Origin of the sequence: Streptomyces sp. NPDC050988 (assembly GCF_044456225.1) — a bacterium.
Taxonomy (GTDB): Bacteria; Actinomycetota; Actinomycetes; order Streptomycetales; family Streptomycetaceae; genus Streptomyces.
Genome location: NZ_JBITFQ010000004.1, coordinates 455,082 through 469,701, shown reverse-complemented (window position 1 = coordinate 469,701; position 14,620 = coordinate 455,082). Strand labels below are relative to the sequence as shown.

Below are 14,620 nucleotides of genomic sequence, written 5' to 3'. Positions count from 1 at the left end.
CATGCGCCGTTACGGCAAGCACACCGACGAGGACGACATCCGCCAGCGCCCGAACCGCAAGGGCAACCGGCCTCGTACGAACATCCGCCCCAAGCACGAGGAGGCGGTCGAGGGCATGGTCCTCACCGTCGACCGGGGCCGCCTGACCTGCCTGGTGGACGACCGGGTCGTGATGGCGATGAAGGCCCGCGAACTGGGCCGCAAGGCCGCGGTCGTCGGCGACCGGGTGGCCATCGTCGGCGACCTGTCCGGCGAGAAGGACACCCTGGCCCGCATCGTCCGCATCGAGCCGCGCACCTCCGTGCTGCGCCGCACGGCCGACGACGACGATCCGTACGAGCGTGTGGTCGTCGCCAACGCCGACCAGCTGGCCATCGTCACGGCCCTGGCCGACCCCGAGCCCCGCCCGCGCCTCATCGACCGCTGCCTGGTGGCGGCGTACGACGGCGGTCTGGACCCCCTGCTGGTCCTGACGAAGTCGGACCTGGCCCCGCCCGACGAACTCCTGGAGCTGTACGGGGCGTTGGGCGTCCCGTACGTCGTGACGAGCCGTGAGGAGCTGGAGAGCGGTGAGGCGCTGGACCGCGTGCACAAGCAACTGGACGGCAAGATCACGGCGTTCGTGGGTCACTCGGGCGTCGGCAAGACGACGCTGGTCAACGCGCTCGTGTCACGGGAGCGGCGGCGCTCGACGGGCGTGGTCAACGCGGTGACCGGCCGAGGCAGGCACACCACGACGTCGGCTCGCGCGATCCCTCTTCCCGACAACGACGGCTGGGTCGTCGACACGCCGGGCGTTCGGTCGTTCGGCCTGCACCACGTGGACCCGTCCCGGGTCATCAAGGCATTCCCCGACCTGGAGCCCGGCACCGAGGGCTGTCCGCGCGCGTGCAGCCACGACGAGCCGGACTGCGCACTGGACGCGTGGGTGGCCGAGGGCCACGCGGACCCGGCCCGCCTCTACTCGTTGCGCCGGCTGCTCTCCACGCGCGAACGGCGTGAGGGGGACTGATCTCCGCCCGGTCTCCGATCGATCCCCGGCTGATCTCCGTTTGACCTCAGTGTTGTTTGCATCCCCGCTGCGACGGTAAAGGCATAATCGCACCAAGCGGGATGCAAGCGAGACGAAGCGGTCACGGAGCGTGGGAGGGCATCACATGGCGTGGCTGCTGGTTGTCGTTGCGGGGCTCCTGGAGACGGGTTTCGCCGTCTGCCTCAAGCTCTCCCACGGCTTCACGAGACTCTGGCCCACGGTGGCCTTCTGTATCTTCGCCCTGGGCAGCTTCGGCCTGCTCACCCTGTCCCTCAAGAAACTCGACGTGGGTCCCGCGTACGCGGTCTGGACAGGCATCGGCGCGGCCGGTACCGCCATCTACGGCATGATCTTCCTGGACGACCTGGTCTCGGCCCTGAAGATCATCTCGATCTCCCTGGTGATCATAGGAGTCATCGGCCTGCAACTGTCGGGCTCGTCCCACTAGGACCACCGGTCCCGGCCGCGGGCCGCGGCCACCCGGCCACCGGCCACCGGCCACTGGTTGGTGGCCACCCACCCGCAGCCGCGTCAACTCACGGACCGCACAGTCGTCAGAGCGTCCCGGACCATCCCCGCCGTACCGCCCTCCCCGGCAGGGGCGAGCACGCACGACACCCCCAGCCGCACCACGAGCTCACAGGCCCGGGCCAACTCCGAAGCCTCGGACTTCGACGTTCCGGGCACGGTCAGCGACGCGACGGCCCGGTCCCGTACCAGCCCCACGAAGTCCCCCGGCGACGGTAACGGCCCATCGGCCCTCCGCTGAGCGGGTACGGCCGACGAGGACGGCACCGCGGACAGGGTGGGCGAGGGCAGCCTCTCCGCCCAGCAGCCGGTGAGCATCGCCCGCACCAGCGCGTTCCCCCGGGCCGCCGACACCGTCCACTCCGCGGCCGCGGCCAGCCGCTCCCGAGGCTCCGCATGGCTCGCCAGAGCCCGCTCGACGCCCGCGAGATACGCATCGGCCTCCCGCCGTACGAGCGCACGCGCGAGCCCCTCCTTGCTCCCGAACTCGTTGTAGAGGGTCTGCCGGGAAACCCCGGCCGCGGCGGCCACGTCGACCATCCGCACGGCGGACCACGGACGGCGTCCGAGTGCCGTGTGGGCGGCGTCCAGTAGGGATTCCCGCGCTGCAGGCATCGTCGCCTCCCTGGGGCGATCGGCTCTGCGCTTCAGAGTTGACGCGCACGGAGGCACTGTCAAGGGTTCGCGGCACGACCAGGGGGCGCCAAGCGCCGCCAAGGGGCGCGCGGCTGTGCCGAACCGCGGCTCGTCGCGGGGTGCGACCGGCCACAGCGGGGCGCGACCGGCGGCATCCGACCCGCACCTGTAACACAACCCCCGGCCTCCCCCGGTTCCCCGCGGAGCGACCCGGAAGATACGGTTCGCTCATGCCCGACTATCGCGATGACCTGCGCCTCGCCCATGTCCTGGCGGACGCCGCCGACGCCGCGACGATGGACCGGTTCAAGGCGCTCGACCTCAAGGTCGAGACCAAGCCGGACATGACCCCGGTGAGCGAGGCCGACAAGGCCGCCGAGGAGCTGATCCGCGGCCACCTCCAACGGGCACGGCCGCGGGACGCGATCCTCGGCGAGGAGTACGGCGTCGAGGGCACGGGCCCCCGCCGGTGGGTGATCGACCCGATCGACGGCACCAAGAACTACGTACGCGGCGTACCCGTCTGGGCCACGCTCATCGCGCTCATGGAGGCGAGCGAGGGCGGCTACCAGCCGGTCGTCGGCGTGGTCTCCGCGCCCGCGCTGAACCGCCGCTGGTGGGCGGCGAAGGGCCACGGCGCGTTCACCGGCCGCAGCCTGTCGTCCGCGTCCCGGCTCAAGGTCTCCCAGGTCTCGCGCATGAAGGACGCGTCCTTCGCGTACTCCTCCCTGGCGGGCTGGGAGGAGCGCAGCCTGCTCGACGGCTTCCTCGACCTGACCCGTGAGGTGTGGCGCACGCGCGCGTACGGCGACTTCTGGCCGTACATGATGGTCGCCGAGGGCGCGGTCGACATCTGCGCGGAGCCGGAACTGTCGCTGTGGGACATGGCGGCGACCGCGATCATCGTGACCGAGGCGGGCGGCTCCTTCACGGGCCTCGACGGCCGCCCGGGCCCGCACAGCGGCAACGCGGCCGCGTCGAACGGCATCCTCCACGACGAGCTGCTGGGTTATCTGAACCAGCGCTACTGAGGCGCCCGGGGGCAGTTGAGGCACCGACAGGCCGGAAAGCGCCCCCAATATCGCCTGCACGCGCCCTCTTGTTGACCGTCTCTTTAACTGCGACTCTGAGAGTCCCCCCACTTGTGAACTTGTGAATCCGTTAACTAACGGATTCGTAGGAGGTGGCTCCGTCCATGCTCGTCCGCGACGCCATGAGCACGGTGGTCCTCACCATCGGACCCGCTCACACCCTCCGGCAGGCCGCCGCGCTGATGTCCGCACGCCGCGTCGGCGCGGCCGTGGTTCTCGACCCCGACGAAGGCGGGCTCGGCATTCTCACCGAGCGCGACATCCTCAACTCCGTAGGCCTGGGCCAGAGCCCGGACGCCGAGCGGGCCCACGCCCACACGACCACCGACGTGGTCTTCGCCGCCCCGACCTGGACGCTGGAGGAGGCGTCGCTCGCCATGACCCACGGCGGTTTCCGCCACCTCGTCGTCCTCGACCGCGGCGAGCCGGTCGGCATCGTCTCGGTCCGCGACATCATCCGCTGCTGGGCACCGCTGCGACAGCACGCCCCGGCCTGAGCAGCTCCGGCTGAGCACGGCTCTCCACGTAACCGATCCTGAAAGCGAACGGGCCGGATCTCCGGTACGGGAGATCCGGCCCGCTCTTCTACGACAAGCGTTCCAGTGCTGGCGTCAGCCGCGCAGGGCCTGGACCGCGGCTTCCAGCCGCTTGCCGAAGTCTCCGTCGGCCTGACGGAAGTTGTCGATCGCGCGCTCGGCGATGTCGTCGCGCGAGACCTTGGCGATGAAGCCCGCGAGGTTGTCGACCAGACGGCCCTTCTCGTCCTCGGACATCAGGCGGTAGAGGTTGCCCGCCTGCACGAAGTCGTCGTCCTCGGAGTGGACCGGGGCCTCGTGGTTGCCGGTGCCGGCCGTGAAGTTCGCGCTCGACTGCCACAGCGGCCGCTCGGTCTGGAACGGGCCGCCGAAGCTGTTCGGCTCGTAGTTCTTGGCGCCCTTGTGACGGCCGTCGTACAGGAAACCGTCACGGGAGTGCGTACGCGCCTCGGTGGCGTGCGGACGGTTCACCGGCAGGTGGTCGGCGTTGACGCCGACGCGGTAGCGGTGGGCGTCGCCGTACGCGAACAGGCGGCCCTGGAGCATCTTGTCGGGCGAGGGTCCGATGCCCGGCACGAAGTGCGCGGGCGAGAAGACGCTCTGCTCGACCTCCGCGAAGACGTTCTCCGGATTGCGGTTGAGCTCAAGCCTGCCGATCTCGATCGGCGGGTAGTCCTCGTGCGGCCACACCTTGGTGAGGTCGAACGGATTGAAGCGGTACGTCGCCGCGTCGGCCGCCGGCATGATCTGCACCTGCACGGTCCAGGTCGGGAAGTCGCCGCGCTCGATCGACTCACGCAGATCACGCTGGTGCGAGTCGGGGTCGAGACCGGAGACGTTCACGGCCTCCTCGGTCGTCAGGTTCTTGATCCCCTGGTCGGTCTTGAAGTGGTACTTGACCCAGAAGACCTCACCGGCCTCGTTGTTCCACTGGTAGGTGTGCGAGCCGTACCCGTTCATGTGGCGGTACGAGGCGGGGATGCCGCGGTCGCCGAAGAGCCAGGTCACCTGGTGGGTGCTCTCCGGGCTGAGCCCCCAGAAGTCCCAGACGTTGTCGGCCTCCTGGGAGCCCGTGTACGGGTCGCGCTTCTGCGTGTGGATGAAGTCGGGGAACTTGATGGCGTCCTTGATGAAGAACACCGGGGTGTTGTTGCCGACGAGGTCGTAGTTGCCCTCTTCGGTGTAGAACTTCAGCGCCCAGCCGCGCGGGTCACGGACGGCGTCGGCCGAACCGAGGTTGCCGGCCACGGTGGAGAAGCGCAGGAACGTCTCGGTCTGCTTGCCGACCTCGGAGAGGAAGTGGGCGCGCGTGTAGCGGCTGACGTCCGCGGTGACCGTGAAGGTGCCGTAGGCGCCGGCGCCACGGGCGTGCACCACGCGCTCCGGGATGCGCTCACGGTTGAAGTGCGCGAGCTTCTCCAGGAGGAGCTGGTCCTGGACGAGAACAGGGCCGCCGATGCCCGCGGTCTCGCTGTTCTGGTTGTCGGCCACCGGCGCGCCGGCCTCCGTCGTGAGCGGTCCCTGGGTCACGTGCGCCTCCTGCGTAATTCCTTGCCGATCCCTGCCGACTCCGCTGATCCCGCCCCTACGGCGCCCCTCAGTCAAAGCCAAACTCGATCCTACAATAGACAATGTCCAAGTCAAGCAATGCTCCAAAGTCACACCTATTCGGAAACTGGGCCTCCTTGCTGCTAGGCTTGGTGGTATGAGCGACCTGTTGGAACGACTGCGCGGACGCGGCTGGCGCATGACCGCGCAGCGGCGCGTCGTGGCCGAGGTCCTCGACGGCGATCACGTCCATCTGACGGCCGACGAGGTCCACGCGAGGGCCGTGGCCAAGCTGCCCGAGATCTCCAGGGCGACCGTCTACAACACGCTGGGTGAGCTGGTCTCGCTCGGCGAGGTGCTGGAAGTCGCCACGGACAAGCGCGCGAAGCGGTACGACCCGAACGCGCACAGTCCGCACCACCACCTGGTCTGCGCCCAGTGCGGCGCGATCAAGGACGTCCACCCGGGCGGCAACCCGCTGGCGGACCTCCCCGACTCCGAGCGCTTCGGCTTCGCGGTCTCGGGCGTCGAGGTGACGTACCGAGGCGTATGCCCGAACTGCGCTGCGGCCTGACGGCCCACCCCACACGCTCTCGAAGCCCCGGCCACAAGAAGGCCGGGGCTTTCGACATCCCGCGCCCCTATCCTTGCTCCTCCTACCGCCGAACACACCGAAGGCCCGGAACCATTGGTTCCGGGCCTTCGGCCTTCAGTAGCGGGGACAGGATTTGAACCTGCGACCTCTGGGTTATGAGCCCAGCGAGCTACCGAGCTGCTCCACCCCGCGGCGATGTCTGAACAGTACGTCACCACCGCCGACCAGTGCAAATCAGTTCCCCGCGCCCTCAGACCCCCGCTCCTCGAACGCCGGAGGAGCTGATGTGCAGGGTCGCTTCCCTGGTGCTGGGTGCGGGTGGTGTGCGGCTGAGCGCGCAGTTCCCCGCGCCCCTGAATGGGCCGCCTTCACAGCCCGGGCCAACACACCTTCAGCCCGTCCGGCGTTTGAGGACGAGGCCGTTCAGGCCGATTTTCCCACCCACCCACGATCAACCCACCCACCCCCGTCAGCCCCCACCCACCCACTCAGCCCGTCCGGCGTTTGAGGACGAGCGCGGCAGCGCGATACGGGGGTTCGGGGGCGGAGCCCCTGAGTCAGGGACGGGAATGGGTAGGGGCGGCGGGGGCGAAAAACTCACCCCGCCACCCCGTCACGCCGACAACTCCTGCCGCAACGCATCCCGCAACCGAGCCGCCCGCTCAGAAACCTCCTCGGGCCCGAGCGACACGGCCCGATCAGCCCACCGCTGCCCCTCCGCCAACTCACCACGACGCGCGTAGACGAGAGCAAGCCGCAACGCCGCCCGCCCATGCCCCGCGTCAGCGGCCCGGGTCCACCACAGCGCAGCCTCCGGCTCACTCCCCTCCCGGGCAAGCAACAGCCCAAGATTGAACGCCCCGTTCCGAGACCCCGCCTCCGCGGCCTCCCGGTACCACCGAGCCGCATCCACGACGTCCCCGCGCGCGGAGGCGAGCATCCCCACCCGCACCTGGGCCCGCCGATGCCCCTGGGAAGCGGCCCGCTCGTACCACTCCTCGCACTCGCTCTTCTCGGTAGCCGGCTCCCCCAACTCGTGCGCGGGCGCAGGCGGCCGCCGCGCGTCGAGCACGGTGGCCAGCCGATAGGCCGCCTCCGCGCTCCCCCCACCCGCGGCACACCGAAGGTGCCGCTCGGCAGCCCCCTCGTCCCCGTCCCGAAGACGCGCGATCCCCACCTGCAGCGCGGCCTCGGAGTGCCCGGCGGCAGCGGCCCGCTCGTACCACCGAAGGGCTGTCTTGTCCGCCCCCCGCCCGGCGTGCAGGATCCCGAGGTTGAAGGCGGCGTCCACGCTCCCGGCCTCCGCGGCCTTGGAGAACCACGGCTCGGCCCCGGACGCGTCACCGACCTGCAGCAGCAGAATGGCCAGCGCGTTCGCGGCCTCCCGGTGCCCCGCGTACGCCGCGCGCCGGTACCACTGCTCGGCCTGCGCGGTCCGCGCCTGCTCGGCGCAGAGCAGCCCGAGGTTGTACGCGCCGTTCACGTCGCCCGCGTCCATCGCGGCCCGGTACCACCGCTCGGCGGTCTGGGTCTCGCCCCGCTCGGCGTGCAGCGCGCCCAGCGCGTTGGCGGCGTTCCCGTCGCCGTCCTGGGCGGCCCGCAGCCACCACACGGCGGCGCTCTCGGTGTCCCCCGCGTCCCGCAGCAGGAACCCGAGCGCACAGGCGGCCCGCGCCTCACCGTCCTTGGCGGAGGTCAGATACCAGCGTCCGGCCTCCTTGAGCTCCCCCCGCCTCTCCAGGATCGCTCCGAGGTGCAGCGCGGCCCGTCGGTGACCGCGCGCGGACGCCTGCCGGTACCACTGCTCGGCCTGCGCGGCGACGGTCGCCGCGACGCCGTTGTCGCCCTCGTCCTCGCCCGCCTGCACGGATTTGCGGTCCAGTGTCCGCGCGAGCCGGTAAGCCGCCTCGCGGTGCCCCCGCTCGGCGGCAGCCCGCATCCAGTCCCCGGCACCGGCGTCGCCGCGGTGCTCCAGCAGGTCGGCGAGCGCGTACGCGCCGAGGGCGTGGCCCTGCTCGGCGGACTGGCGCAGCCAGTACTCGGCGGCGGGCTCGTCCCCGCGCTCGCGGTGGTGGCGGCCCAACGCGTGCGCGGCGGCCGCGGATCCGGCGACGGCGGCGATCCGCCACCAGCCGGCCGCCTCCTCGGCGTATCCGCGCTGGTGCAGGAGGACACCCAGGTTGTTGGCGGCGGCCCGGTCACCGGCCGCCGTGGCAGCGCGCAGCTGAGGCTCGGCCCCGTCGAGATCACCGCGGCGGAGCAGCATCGCTCCGAGAACGCTCATCGCCTCGACGTCGCCAGCCTCCGCGGCGAGTCGTCGGCGCGCCTCCTCCGCAGCCTCGCCGGTCTCGTCCCGGTCGGAAGGCTGCACAAACCGCCCTGTCTCCAACAGAGTTGCCTTGTCCCCCATAACGTCCATCGTCGCACCACCTGCAACCTGGGTACACCTGGTATACCGCAGCCAGTGAGGTCACTTCAGCGTTTTGTCGACATGCCCACAGAGAGACAAGTGAAACACAGATTCCCCAACTCCAGGCGGATGGCGCAGCCTTCGCCGCAGCAGCACTGATGAGCGATGGGCACACGCACGCGATCCCCGCACGGTCAGCACTCGGTCAGCACTCGGTCCGCGCACGCAGAAGGACCCGGATCCTTTGAGGATCCGGGTCCTTCTACTTCAGTAGCGGGGACAGGATTTGAACCTGCGACCTCTGGGTTATGAGCCCAGCGAGCTACCGAGCTGCTCCACCCCGCGCCGTTGTGTTGCAACCGTACCACGGCGCGGGGTGGGACTGCTCAACTGCCCTGGTCACCGTCCTGTTGACCACTTGTTTCCTTGTCGGCGTCACTGTTGGCACCACTGGCCGAGCTGGCCTTCTGCTCGGCCTCGGAGGCCCGCTGGATCGCGTCCTGAAGGTCCTCCTGGGCCTTGCCGTACGCGTCCCAGTCGCCCTTCTTGAGCGCTTCCTCGCCGGCCTTGTAGGCCTCCTCGGCGTCGGCGATGGCCTTCGCCAGGTCGGTGTCGCCCGTCGTCGGTGGCGTCGGGGTCTCACCGTCCTTGGGTGGTGGCTCGGTGGTCTCCTCGCCGTCCACTCCGAAGACCGTGTTCAGCCCTTCGGCGAGGGTGTCCTTGAAGACGGTCTGGTCTCCGTAGGCGACGCCCACCTTCCTCAGCAGCGGGTAGTTGGACGTGCCGCCGCGCGCGTACACCGGCTCGATGTACAGGAACCCGCCGTTGAGTGGCACGGTCAGCAGGTTTCCGTACTCGATGTCGGAGTCCGTGCCTCTGAGGTTGCGGACGAACTCGGCGACGTCGGCGTTGCTGTTGAGCTCACTCTGCACCTGTTGCGGACCTCTCACCGTGGAGGTCACTCTCAACAGCCTTATCGTGCCGTAGTCCTTACTGGCCGCGTCGGCGTCCACCGCCATGAACGCCCCGAGGTTCGGGCGCCCGTTGGGCGTGAAGGTCGTGGTCAGCGAGAACTGCTGCGCGTTCTGCCCCGGCATCTTCAGGCTCAGGTAGTACGGCGGGACCGCACTGCTGTCCTTGTTGGTCGGGTCGTCCGGCACCTGCCAGGCGTCACTGCCGCTGTAGAACTGGGCGGCGTCGGTGACGTGGTAGCGGGTGAGCAGCTCGCGCTGGACCTTGAACAGGTCCTGCGGGTAGCGCAGGTGCTCCATCAGCGAATCGCTGATGTCGGTCTTCGGCTTCACCGTGTCGGGGAACGCCTTCATCCAGGTCTTGAGGACCGGGTCCTTGGTGTCCCACTGGTAGAGCTTGACCGAGCCGTCGTACGCGTCGACGGTCGCCTTCACCGAGTTGCGGATGTAGTTGACGCGGTTCTGCTGCGCCACCACCGCCCGCTGATTGTCGGTCAGCGAGTCCGCCGTGGTGTCCCCCAGCGTCGTACGGGAGGCGTAGGGGTACCCGTTGGTCGTCGTGTAGGCGTCGACGATCCACTGGATCTTGCCGTCCACGATCGCCGGATAGGCGTCACCGTCGATGGTCAGCCACGGGGCCACGGCCTCGACGCGCTCCTTGGGCGTGCGGTTGTAGAGGATCCGGGAACCCTCGCCGATCGCGCCCGAGTAGAACATCTGCGGCTCGCCGAACGCGACCGCGTACGCGGCGCGGTTGATCGGGTTGGCGAGGTTGACGCCGCTCTTGCCCTTGTAACTGGTGGTCTTCTCGCCGTTCTCCTCGTAGTCGAGCTCCTTCTGCGGGCCGCCCACGATGGAGTACTGCTCGGTCTTCTCCCCGTAGTAGATCCGCTGCTCGTACTTGCCGAGGTCGCCGGTGGTCGGCAGCCCCGACTCGGAGAAGTCCGGGGAGCCCGGCGGATCGGAACCGGTCGCCGTGCCCCTGGCCGCGACCGCGCCGTAGCCGTGGGTGTAGGTGAAGTGGTCGTTGATCCAGTTGCTCTTCGGGATGCCGTTCAGGTTCAGCTCGCGCAGACCGATGACGGTGTCCTGCTCCTTACCGTCGGCGTCCGTGTACCGGTCGACATCGAGCGTGGAGGGGAACTGGTAGTACTTGCGCTCCTGCTGGAGCTGCTGGAAGGCCGGCGAGACGACGTTCGGGTCGATCAGCCGATAGCTGGCCGCCGAGTCGGCGTCCTTGCGGATCTGCTGGGCGTTCTCGGTGCCGCCCTTGCCGGAGTAGTCCGTCACCTTGGCGTCGTCGATGCCGTAGGCCTCGCGCGTCGCCTTGATGTTCTTCTCGACGTACGGCGCTTCCTTGGCCTGCTCGTTCGGCTGAACCTGGAACTTCTGGACGATCGCCGGGTACAGACCGCCGATCAGGATCGCCGAGAGCACCATCAGGCCGAAGCCGATGACGGGCAGCTGCCAGGTGCGCCGCCACAGGGTGGCGAAGAACAGCAGCGCGCAGATGACGGCGATGCAGAACAGGATCGTCTTGGCGGGCAGATACGCGTTCGCGTCGACGTACCTGAGGCCCGTCCAGTTGTCCGTCGCCTTGAAGTCACTGGACTTCACCGCGAGACCGTACCGGTCGAGCCAGTACGCCACCGCCTTCAGCGCGACGAAGAGGCCGAGCAGCACCGAGAGATGCCCGGTGGCCGCGGCCGTGGCGCGCGCTCCGGGGCTGGTGATGCGCAGCCCGCCGTACAGGTAGTGGGTCAGCGCGGCGGCGATCACCGAAAGGATCGCGGCAGCGAATCCGAAGCCCAGCAGGAAGCGGTACCAGGGCAGGTCGAACGCGTAGAAGGCGATGTCCAGGTGGAACTGGGGATCCTTCTGGTTGAAGGGCACCCCGTTCACCCAGAGCAGCCACGTACGCCACTGGCCCGCCGCGGAGGCGCCCGCGATCAGCCCGACCAGGGCGGTGATCCCGAGAAGAATCCACTTCTTGTACGGGGCCACGCCCATGCGGTAGCGATCGAGGCTCTGTTGCTCCATCGACATGGCGCTCAGTGGCGGCCGCAGCCTGTGGGCCAGCCAGATGTTCACGCCGACAGCCGTGGCCATCAGCAGTCCGAAGACGAAGAACAGGCCGATCTTGGTCCACAGGGTGGTCGTGAAGACGGACGAATACTTGACCGATCGATACCAGAGCCAGTCCGTCCAGAACCCCGCGAACATGACGAAGGCCATGGCCAGCACGGCCAGTACGCCCAGTGTCATGAGCAGGGTCCGGACGCGCCGGGACGGTCGGCCCACTCTGATCCGTGGCCCCGTCGGGCCTCCGCCGCGGTCCGGCATCTGGAAAGCCAAGGTGCGCACCTCGAAGTTCGCTGTTGGTATCTGGGGGCCCCGCAAACGCCGGGCCACATCTATGCAACTTACTGATGCTTTACTCGGTTCCCGCTTCGGGGGCCGAACGAGGCAGGATTGTGACCATGTCCAACACCGCCTCCTCAGGCACACCCATGGCGGCCGGGCCCCTCACCCGTGCCGTCCTCGAGATCGACGAGTACGTGGCGGGGCTCGGCTGGGACCAGCCCGCCCGTCTCTTCGCCCTGGTCGACACCGGCCGACTGCGCTCCCAGGAACCGGGACTCGCCGAGCGCCTCGGCCTGACCGAAGACGCCCCAGAGGGCACCCTTACCCCGATTGAGCAGGACGAACTCCCCGCCGGCAGCCCGCTGGACGAGTTCCTCGGCACCATCGCCTGGCCGGACGCCGTGGTCGGCTGCGCCCTGTCCGTGGAGCGCCTGATGCTCCCGCCGTCCGCGGAGGCGTCCGTACCGGACGGCCTCGACGAGCAGCGGCTGGCGAAGTGGGTCGCCGAGCATCCGGAGCGCCAGGAGGTCCGGATGACCGTCGCGGTGCTGCGCGGCGGGAAGCGCGAGTCGGCGCTGCGGCTGCGCGAGAAGGACGCGGCGACGGACGTGCTCACCGGATCCGACCTCGTACCGGGCCTGGCCGAGGCCCTGACGGCGACGTTCGCGGAGTAGCGCAGAGCGGGCCGACCCGCCGCGAGTGCCCTAGCTCTTGGTGCACTTCGGCAGGTCGGCCGTCTTGCCGCCGCGGATGTCGTTGAGGGCGCTCATCGCGTCGTCGATGGTGTCGACCTTGACGAGGGTGAGCCCCTCGGGGACGTCACGGGAGGCGGCCGCGCAGTTGTCCTTGGGCGTCAGGAAGTACTGGGCGCCCTTGTCGCGGGCGCCGACCGTCTTCATCTCGATGCCGCCGATCGGTCCGACCTTGCCGTCGTCGGTGATCGTGCCGGTGCCGGCGACGAACTTGCCGCCGGTGAGGTTGCCCGGCGTCAGCTTGTCGACGATGCCGAGGGCGAACATCAGGCCTGCGCTCGGGCCGCCCACGTCGGCGAGCTTGATGTCGATGGTGAACGGCAGTGTGTGGTCGGTCCCGGCCGAGATGCCGACGATCGCGCGCTGCTCGCCGGTGTCGTCGGACTTGGCGGTGGTGATCGTGATCTCCTCGGTCTTGGTCGCCGTCCGGTTCTCCTTCTCGGCGGCGGCCTGTTCCTTGGCGGGCACGATCGTGAAGACGACCTTCTCACCGGGCTTGTGCTTGGTGACCAGCTTCGCGACGTCGTCGGGCGCCTTCACCGTCGTACCGTCGACGGCCTTGATGACGTCACCGGCGTGCAGCCTGCCCTCGGCGGGGGTGTCCTTGACGACGGTGGAGACGATCACCCAGGACTTCACCGGGATCTTCAGTTCCTTGAGCGCCGCGACCTTGGCGCTCTCCTGGGACTGGCTGAACTCCTCGGCGTTCTCCTGCGTCGACTGCTCCTCCGTCTTGCCGTCCGGATAGAGCGTGTCGTGCGGAACGACCTTGTTGTCGTGGGCCAGCCAACCGTACACGGCCTCGACGAGGTTCATCTTGTAGTCGGCGCTGGTGACCCGGACGGTGGTCATGTTCAGATGCCCGGTCGTCGCGTAGGTCTTGCGACCCGAGATCTGGAGCACCGGCTCGCCGTCGTGCTCACCGAGTGTGTTCACCGTCGGACCCGGTGACATCTCCGAATACGGCACATTGATGAAGACTCCCGCGCACAGGAGCGCGATCAGCATCAGGGTGGAGGCGAGCATCGTCGCGGTGCGGCGTGGCATGGAACGACAGTACGGGACCGGTCTGTCAGCGCACCGTCAGGGCCGTCCGTCCGGGGAATCCGGGCCGGTCAGGCGTCCGTGTGCAATTGCTCCGACTTCTCCGGGTTCTCCGACTTCTCCATGGCCTCGCGGAAGCGTGTGTAGCCCGCGAGCTCGGTGCCGTCCCCGAGGGTCTTTCGGTTCCGTCCGGCCCAACTGCCCCACAGTCCGGCGCCGATCGCGGCCAAAAGCGGAATCAGCAACCAGGCGAGCGCCGCCATGCCGACCTCCCAACCCCATGAGCGACCGCAACTGACTGATCAGCAGATTAACCATCCGCATGTTCAACGCTCACGGCAGGGGTCGGGTTACGCAACCGGAACGGCGGACAGGAGTGGCACCTGCGTCTCAGGTGACCAGTGTGACCTCAACAGGCCCCGACCCATTCCTCCGTACCGTCGGAAAACGTCTGGTGTTTCCAAATCGGAACCTCGTGCTTGAGATCGTCGATCAGCTTCCGGCAGGCCTCGAACGCCTCGCCCCTGTGCGGACAGGAAACGGCGACGACCACCGCGAGATCACCCACCCGAAGGTCACCGATTCGGTGCACCGCGGCGAGCGCCCGCACCGGATACTCGGCGACGACCTTCTCGGCGACCCGCCGCATCTCCGCCTCGGCACTCGGATGGCACGAGTACCCGAGCGCGTCGACATCGGCTCCCCCGTCATGATTCCGCACAGTCCCCACGAACAGCGCGGTCCCCCCGGACGCATCGTCCCCGACAGCCCGGAAAACCTCGTCCAAGGAGAGGGCGTTCTCCCGAATCGCCAGCAACTTGACGGGCTCCTGAGCGGCCTGCTCACCGGGATGATCATTCATGGGTGCCATACCCCCATCGTGCCCCACCCCGCCACTCCCAAGGAATACAGCTTTCCTCCCGCACACGCGCGTGCCCCATTGGAGCCTCCTACAGACGCACACCTCTCGGCCCGGTCCAGGCACAACCAGCCCGTCCGGCGCTTGAGGACGAGGCCGTCCAGGCCGATGCCCCCCCCCCCCCCGGGCGCCCCCCCCCCCCCCCCCCCCCCGCCCGCGGGTTGGGGACAGCCGGGTGCACGCCGAAAGCGGG

Annotated in this window: 13 protein-coding genes and 2 tRNA genes; 6 read left to right on the top strand and 9 right to left on the bottom strand. The window is 69.0% G+C overall.

Annotation, left to right across the window (positions count from 1 at the left end):
- Window position 1 precedes the first annotated feature (1 nt).
- Together rsgA and ACIBEI_RS13360 are read left to right on the top strand one after the other, a co-directional pair.
- The gene (rsgA, locus tag ACIBEI_RS13365) at window positions 2–1,012 is read left to right on the top strand and encodes a ribosome small subunit-dependent GTPase A (RefSeq protein ID WP_398888143.1); all 1,011 of its coding nucleotides are present in this window, start codon (window positions 2–4) and stop codon (window positions 1,010–1,012) included.
- Window positions 1,013–1,157: 145 nt separating this feature from the next.
- Window positions 1,158–1,481, top strand: a complete 324-nt coding sequence (locus tag ACIBEI_RS13360) for a multidrug efflux SMR transporter (protein WP_143636422.1) — start codon at window positions 1,158–1,160, stop codon at window positions 1,479–1,481.
- Between the two features lie 83 nt (window positions 1,482–1,564).
- Here ACIBEI_RS13360 and ACIBEI_RS13355 read toward each other — a convergent pair whose 3' ends face one another.
- On the bottom strand, window positions 1,565–2,176 hold the full coding sequence (locus tag ACIBEI_RS13355; protein WP_398888140.1) for a TetR/AcrR family transcriptional regulator: 612 nt from the start codon (window positions 2,174–2,176) through the stop codon (window positions 1,565–1,567).
- A gap of 251 nt (window positions 2,177–2,427) precedes the next feature.
- On the opposite strand from ACIBEI_RS13355, the gene hisN reads away from it, so the two are divergent.
- Together hisN and ACIBEI_RS13345 are read left to right on the top strand one after the other, a co-directional pair.
- On the top strand, window positions 2,428–3,228 hold the full coding sequence (gene hisN / locus ACIBEI_RS13350; RefSeq protein WP_398888138.1) for a histidinol-phosphatase: 801 nt from the start codon (window positions 2,428–2,430) through the stop codon (window positions 3,226–3,228).
- 164 nt (window positions 3,229–3,392) lie between these two features.
- Window positions 3,393–3,785 (top strand): cyclic nucleotide-binding/CBS domain-containing protein, encoded by a 393-nt coding sequence (locus ACIBEI_RS13345; RefSeq protein ID WP_055617015.1) that lies wholly within the window; start codon window positions 3,393–3,395, stop codon window positions 3,783–3,785.
- Window positions 3,786–3,899: 114 nt separating this feature from the next.
- On the opposite strand, the gene ACIBEI_RS13340 is transcribed toward ACIBEI_RS13345, so the two are convergent.
- Complete coding sequence (locus ACIBEI_RS13340; protein WP_398888336.1) at window positions 3,900–5,372, bottom strand: catalase; 1,473 nt, start codon at window positions 5,370–5,372, stop codon at window positions 3,900–3,902.
- A gap of 157 nt (window positions 5,373–5,529) precedes the next feature.
- On the opposite strand from ACIBEI_RS13340, the gene ACIBEI_RS13335 reads away from it, so the two are divergent.
- The gene (locus tag ACIBEI_RS13335; protein WP_143636461.1) at window positions 5,530–5,946 is read left to right on the top strand and encodes a Fur family transcriptional regulator; all 417 of its coding nucleotides are present in this window, start codon (window positions 5,530–5,532) and stop codon (window positions 5,944–5,946) included.
- 139 nt (window positions 5,947–6,085) lie between these two features.
- Here the strand turns inward: ACIBEI_RS13335 and ACIBEI_RS13330 are convergent.
- The 4 genes from ACIBEI_RS13330 to ACIBEI_RS13315 form a co-directional block, all read right to left on the bottom strand.
- Window positions 6,086–6,159 (bottom strand) — tRNA-Met (locus ACIBEI_RS13330).
- Window positions 6,160–6,580: 421 nt separating this feature from the next.
- Window positions 6,581–8,386, bottom strand: a complete 1,806-nt coding sequence (locus ACIBEI_RS13325; protein WP_398888135.1) for a sel1 repeat family protein — start codon at window positions 8,384–8,386, stop codon at window positions 6,581–6,583.
- Window positions 8,387–8,648: 262 nt separating this feature from the next.
- Window positions 8,649–8,722: transfer RNA gene (locus tag ACIBEI_RS13320), tRNA-Met, on the bottom strand.
- Between the two features lie 41 nt (window positions 8,723–8,763).
- Window positions 8,764–11,691, bottom strand: a complete 2,928-nt coding sequence (locus tag ACIBEI_RS13315) for a UPF0182 family protein (RefSeq protein ID WP_398888334.1) — start codon at window positions 11,689–11,691, stop codon at window positions 8,764–8,766.
- Between the two features lie 137 nt (window positions 11,692–11,828).
- Between ACIBEI_RS13315 and ACIBEI_RS13310 the strand changes: the two genes are divergently transcribed.
- Complete coding sequence (locus ACIBEI_RS13310; RefSeq protein WP_398888133.1) at window positions 11,829–12,386, top strand: PPA1309 family protein; 558 nt, start codon at window positions 11,829–11,831, stop codon at window positions 12,384–12,386.
- 30 nt (window positions 12,387–12,416) lie between these two features.
- Here the strand turns inward: ACIBEI_RS13310 and ACIBEI_RS13305 are convergent, their stop codons facing one another.
- The 3 genes from ACIBEI_RS13305 to ACIBEI_RS13295 all read right to left on the bottom strand — a co-directional run bounded on the left by ACIBEI_RS13305 (window position 12,417) and on the right by ACIBEI_RS13295 (window position 14,379).
- Entirely contained in the window at window positions 12,417–13,511 is a 1,095-nt protein-coding gene (locus tag ACIBEI_RS13305) for a PDZ domain-containing protein (protein WP_398888131.1), read from the bottom strand.
- A gap of 68 nt (window positions 13,512–13,579) precedes the next feature.
- Window positions 13,580–13,771: a hypothetical protein gene (locus ACIBEI_RS13300; RefSeq protein WP_055618591.1), complete on the bottom strand. Its 192-nt coding sequence runs from the start codon at window positions 13,769–13,771 to the stop codon at window positions 13,580–13,582.
- 146 nt (window positions 13,772–13,917) lie between these two features.
- Window positions 13,918–14,379 carry a molybdenum cofactor biosynthesis protein MoaE gene (locus ACIBEI_RS13295; RefSeq protein WP_398888332.1) on the bottom strand — a complete coding sequence of 154 codons (462 nt, stop codon included), beginning with the start codon at window positions 14,377–14,379 and terminating at the stop codon, window positions 13,918–13,920.
- Window positions 14,380–14,620: the final 241 nt, after the last annotated feature.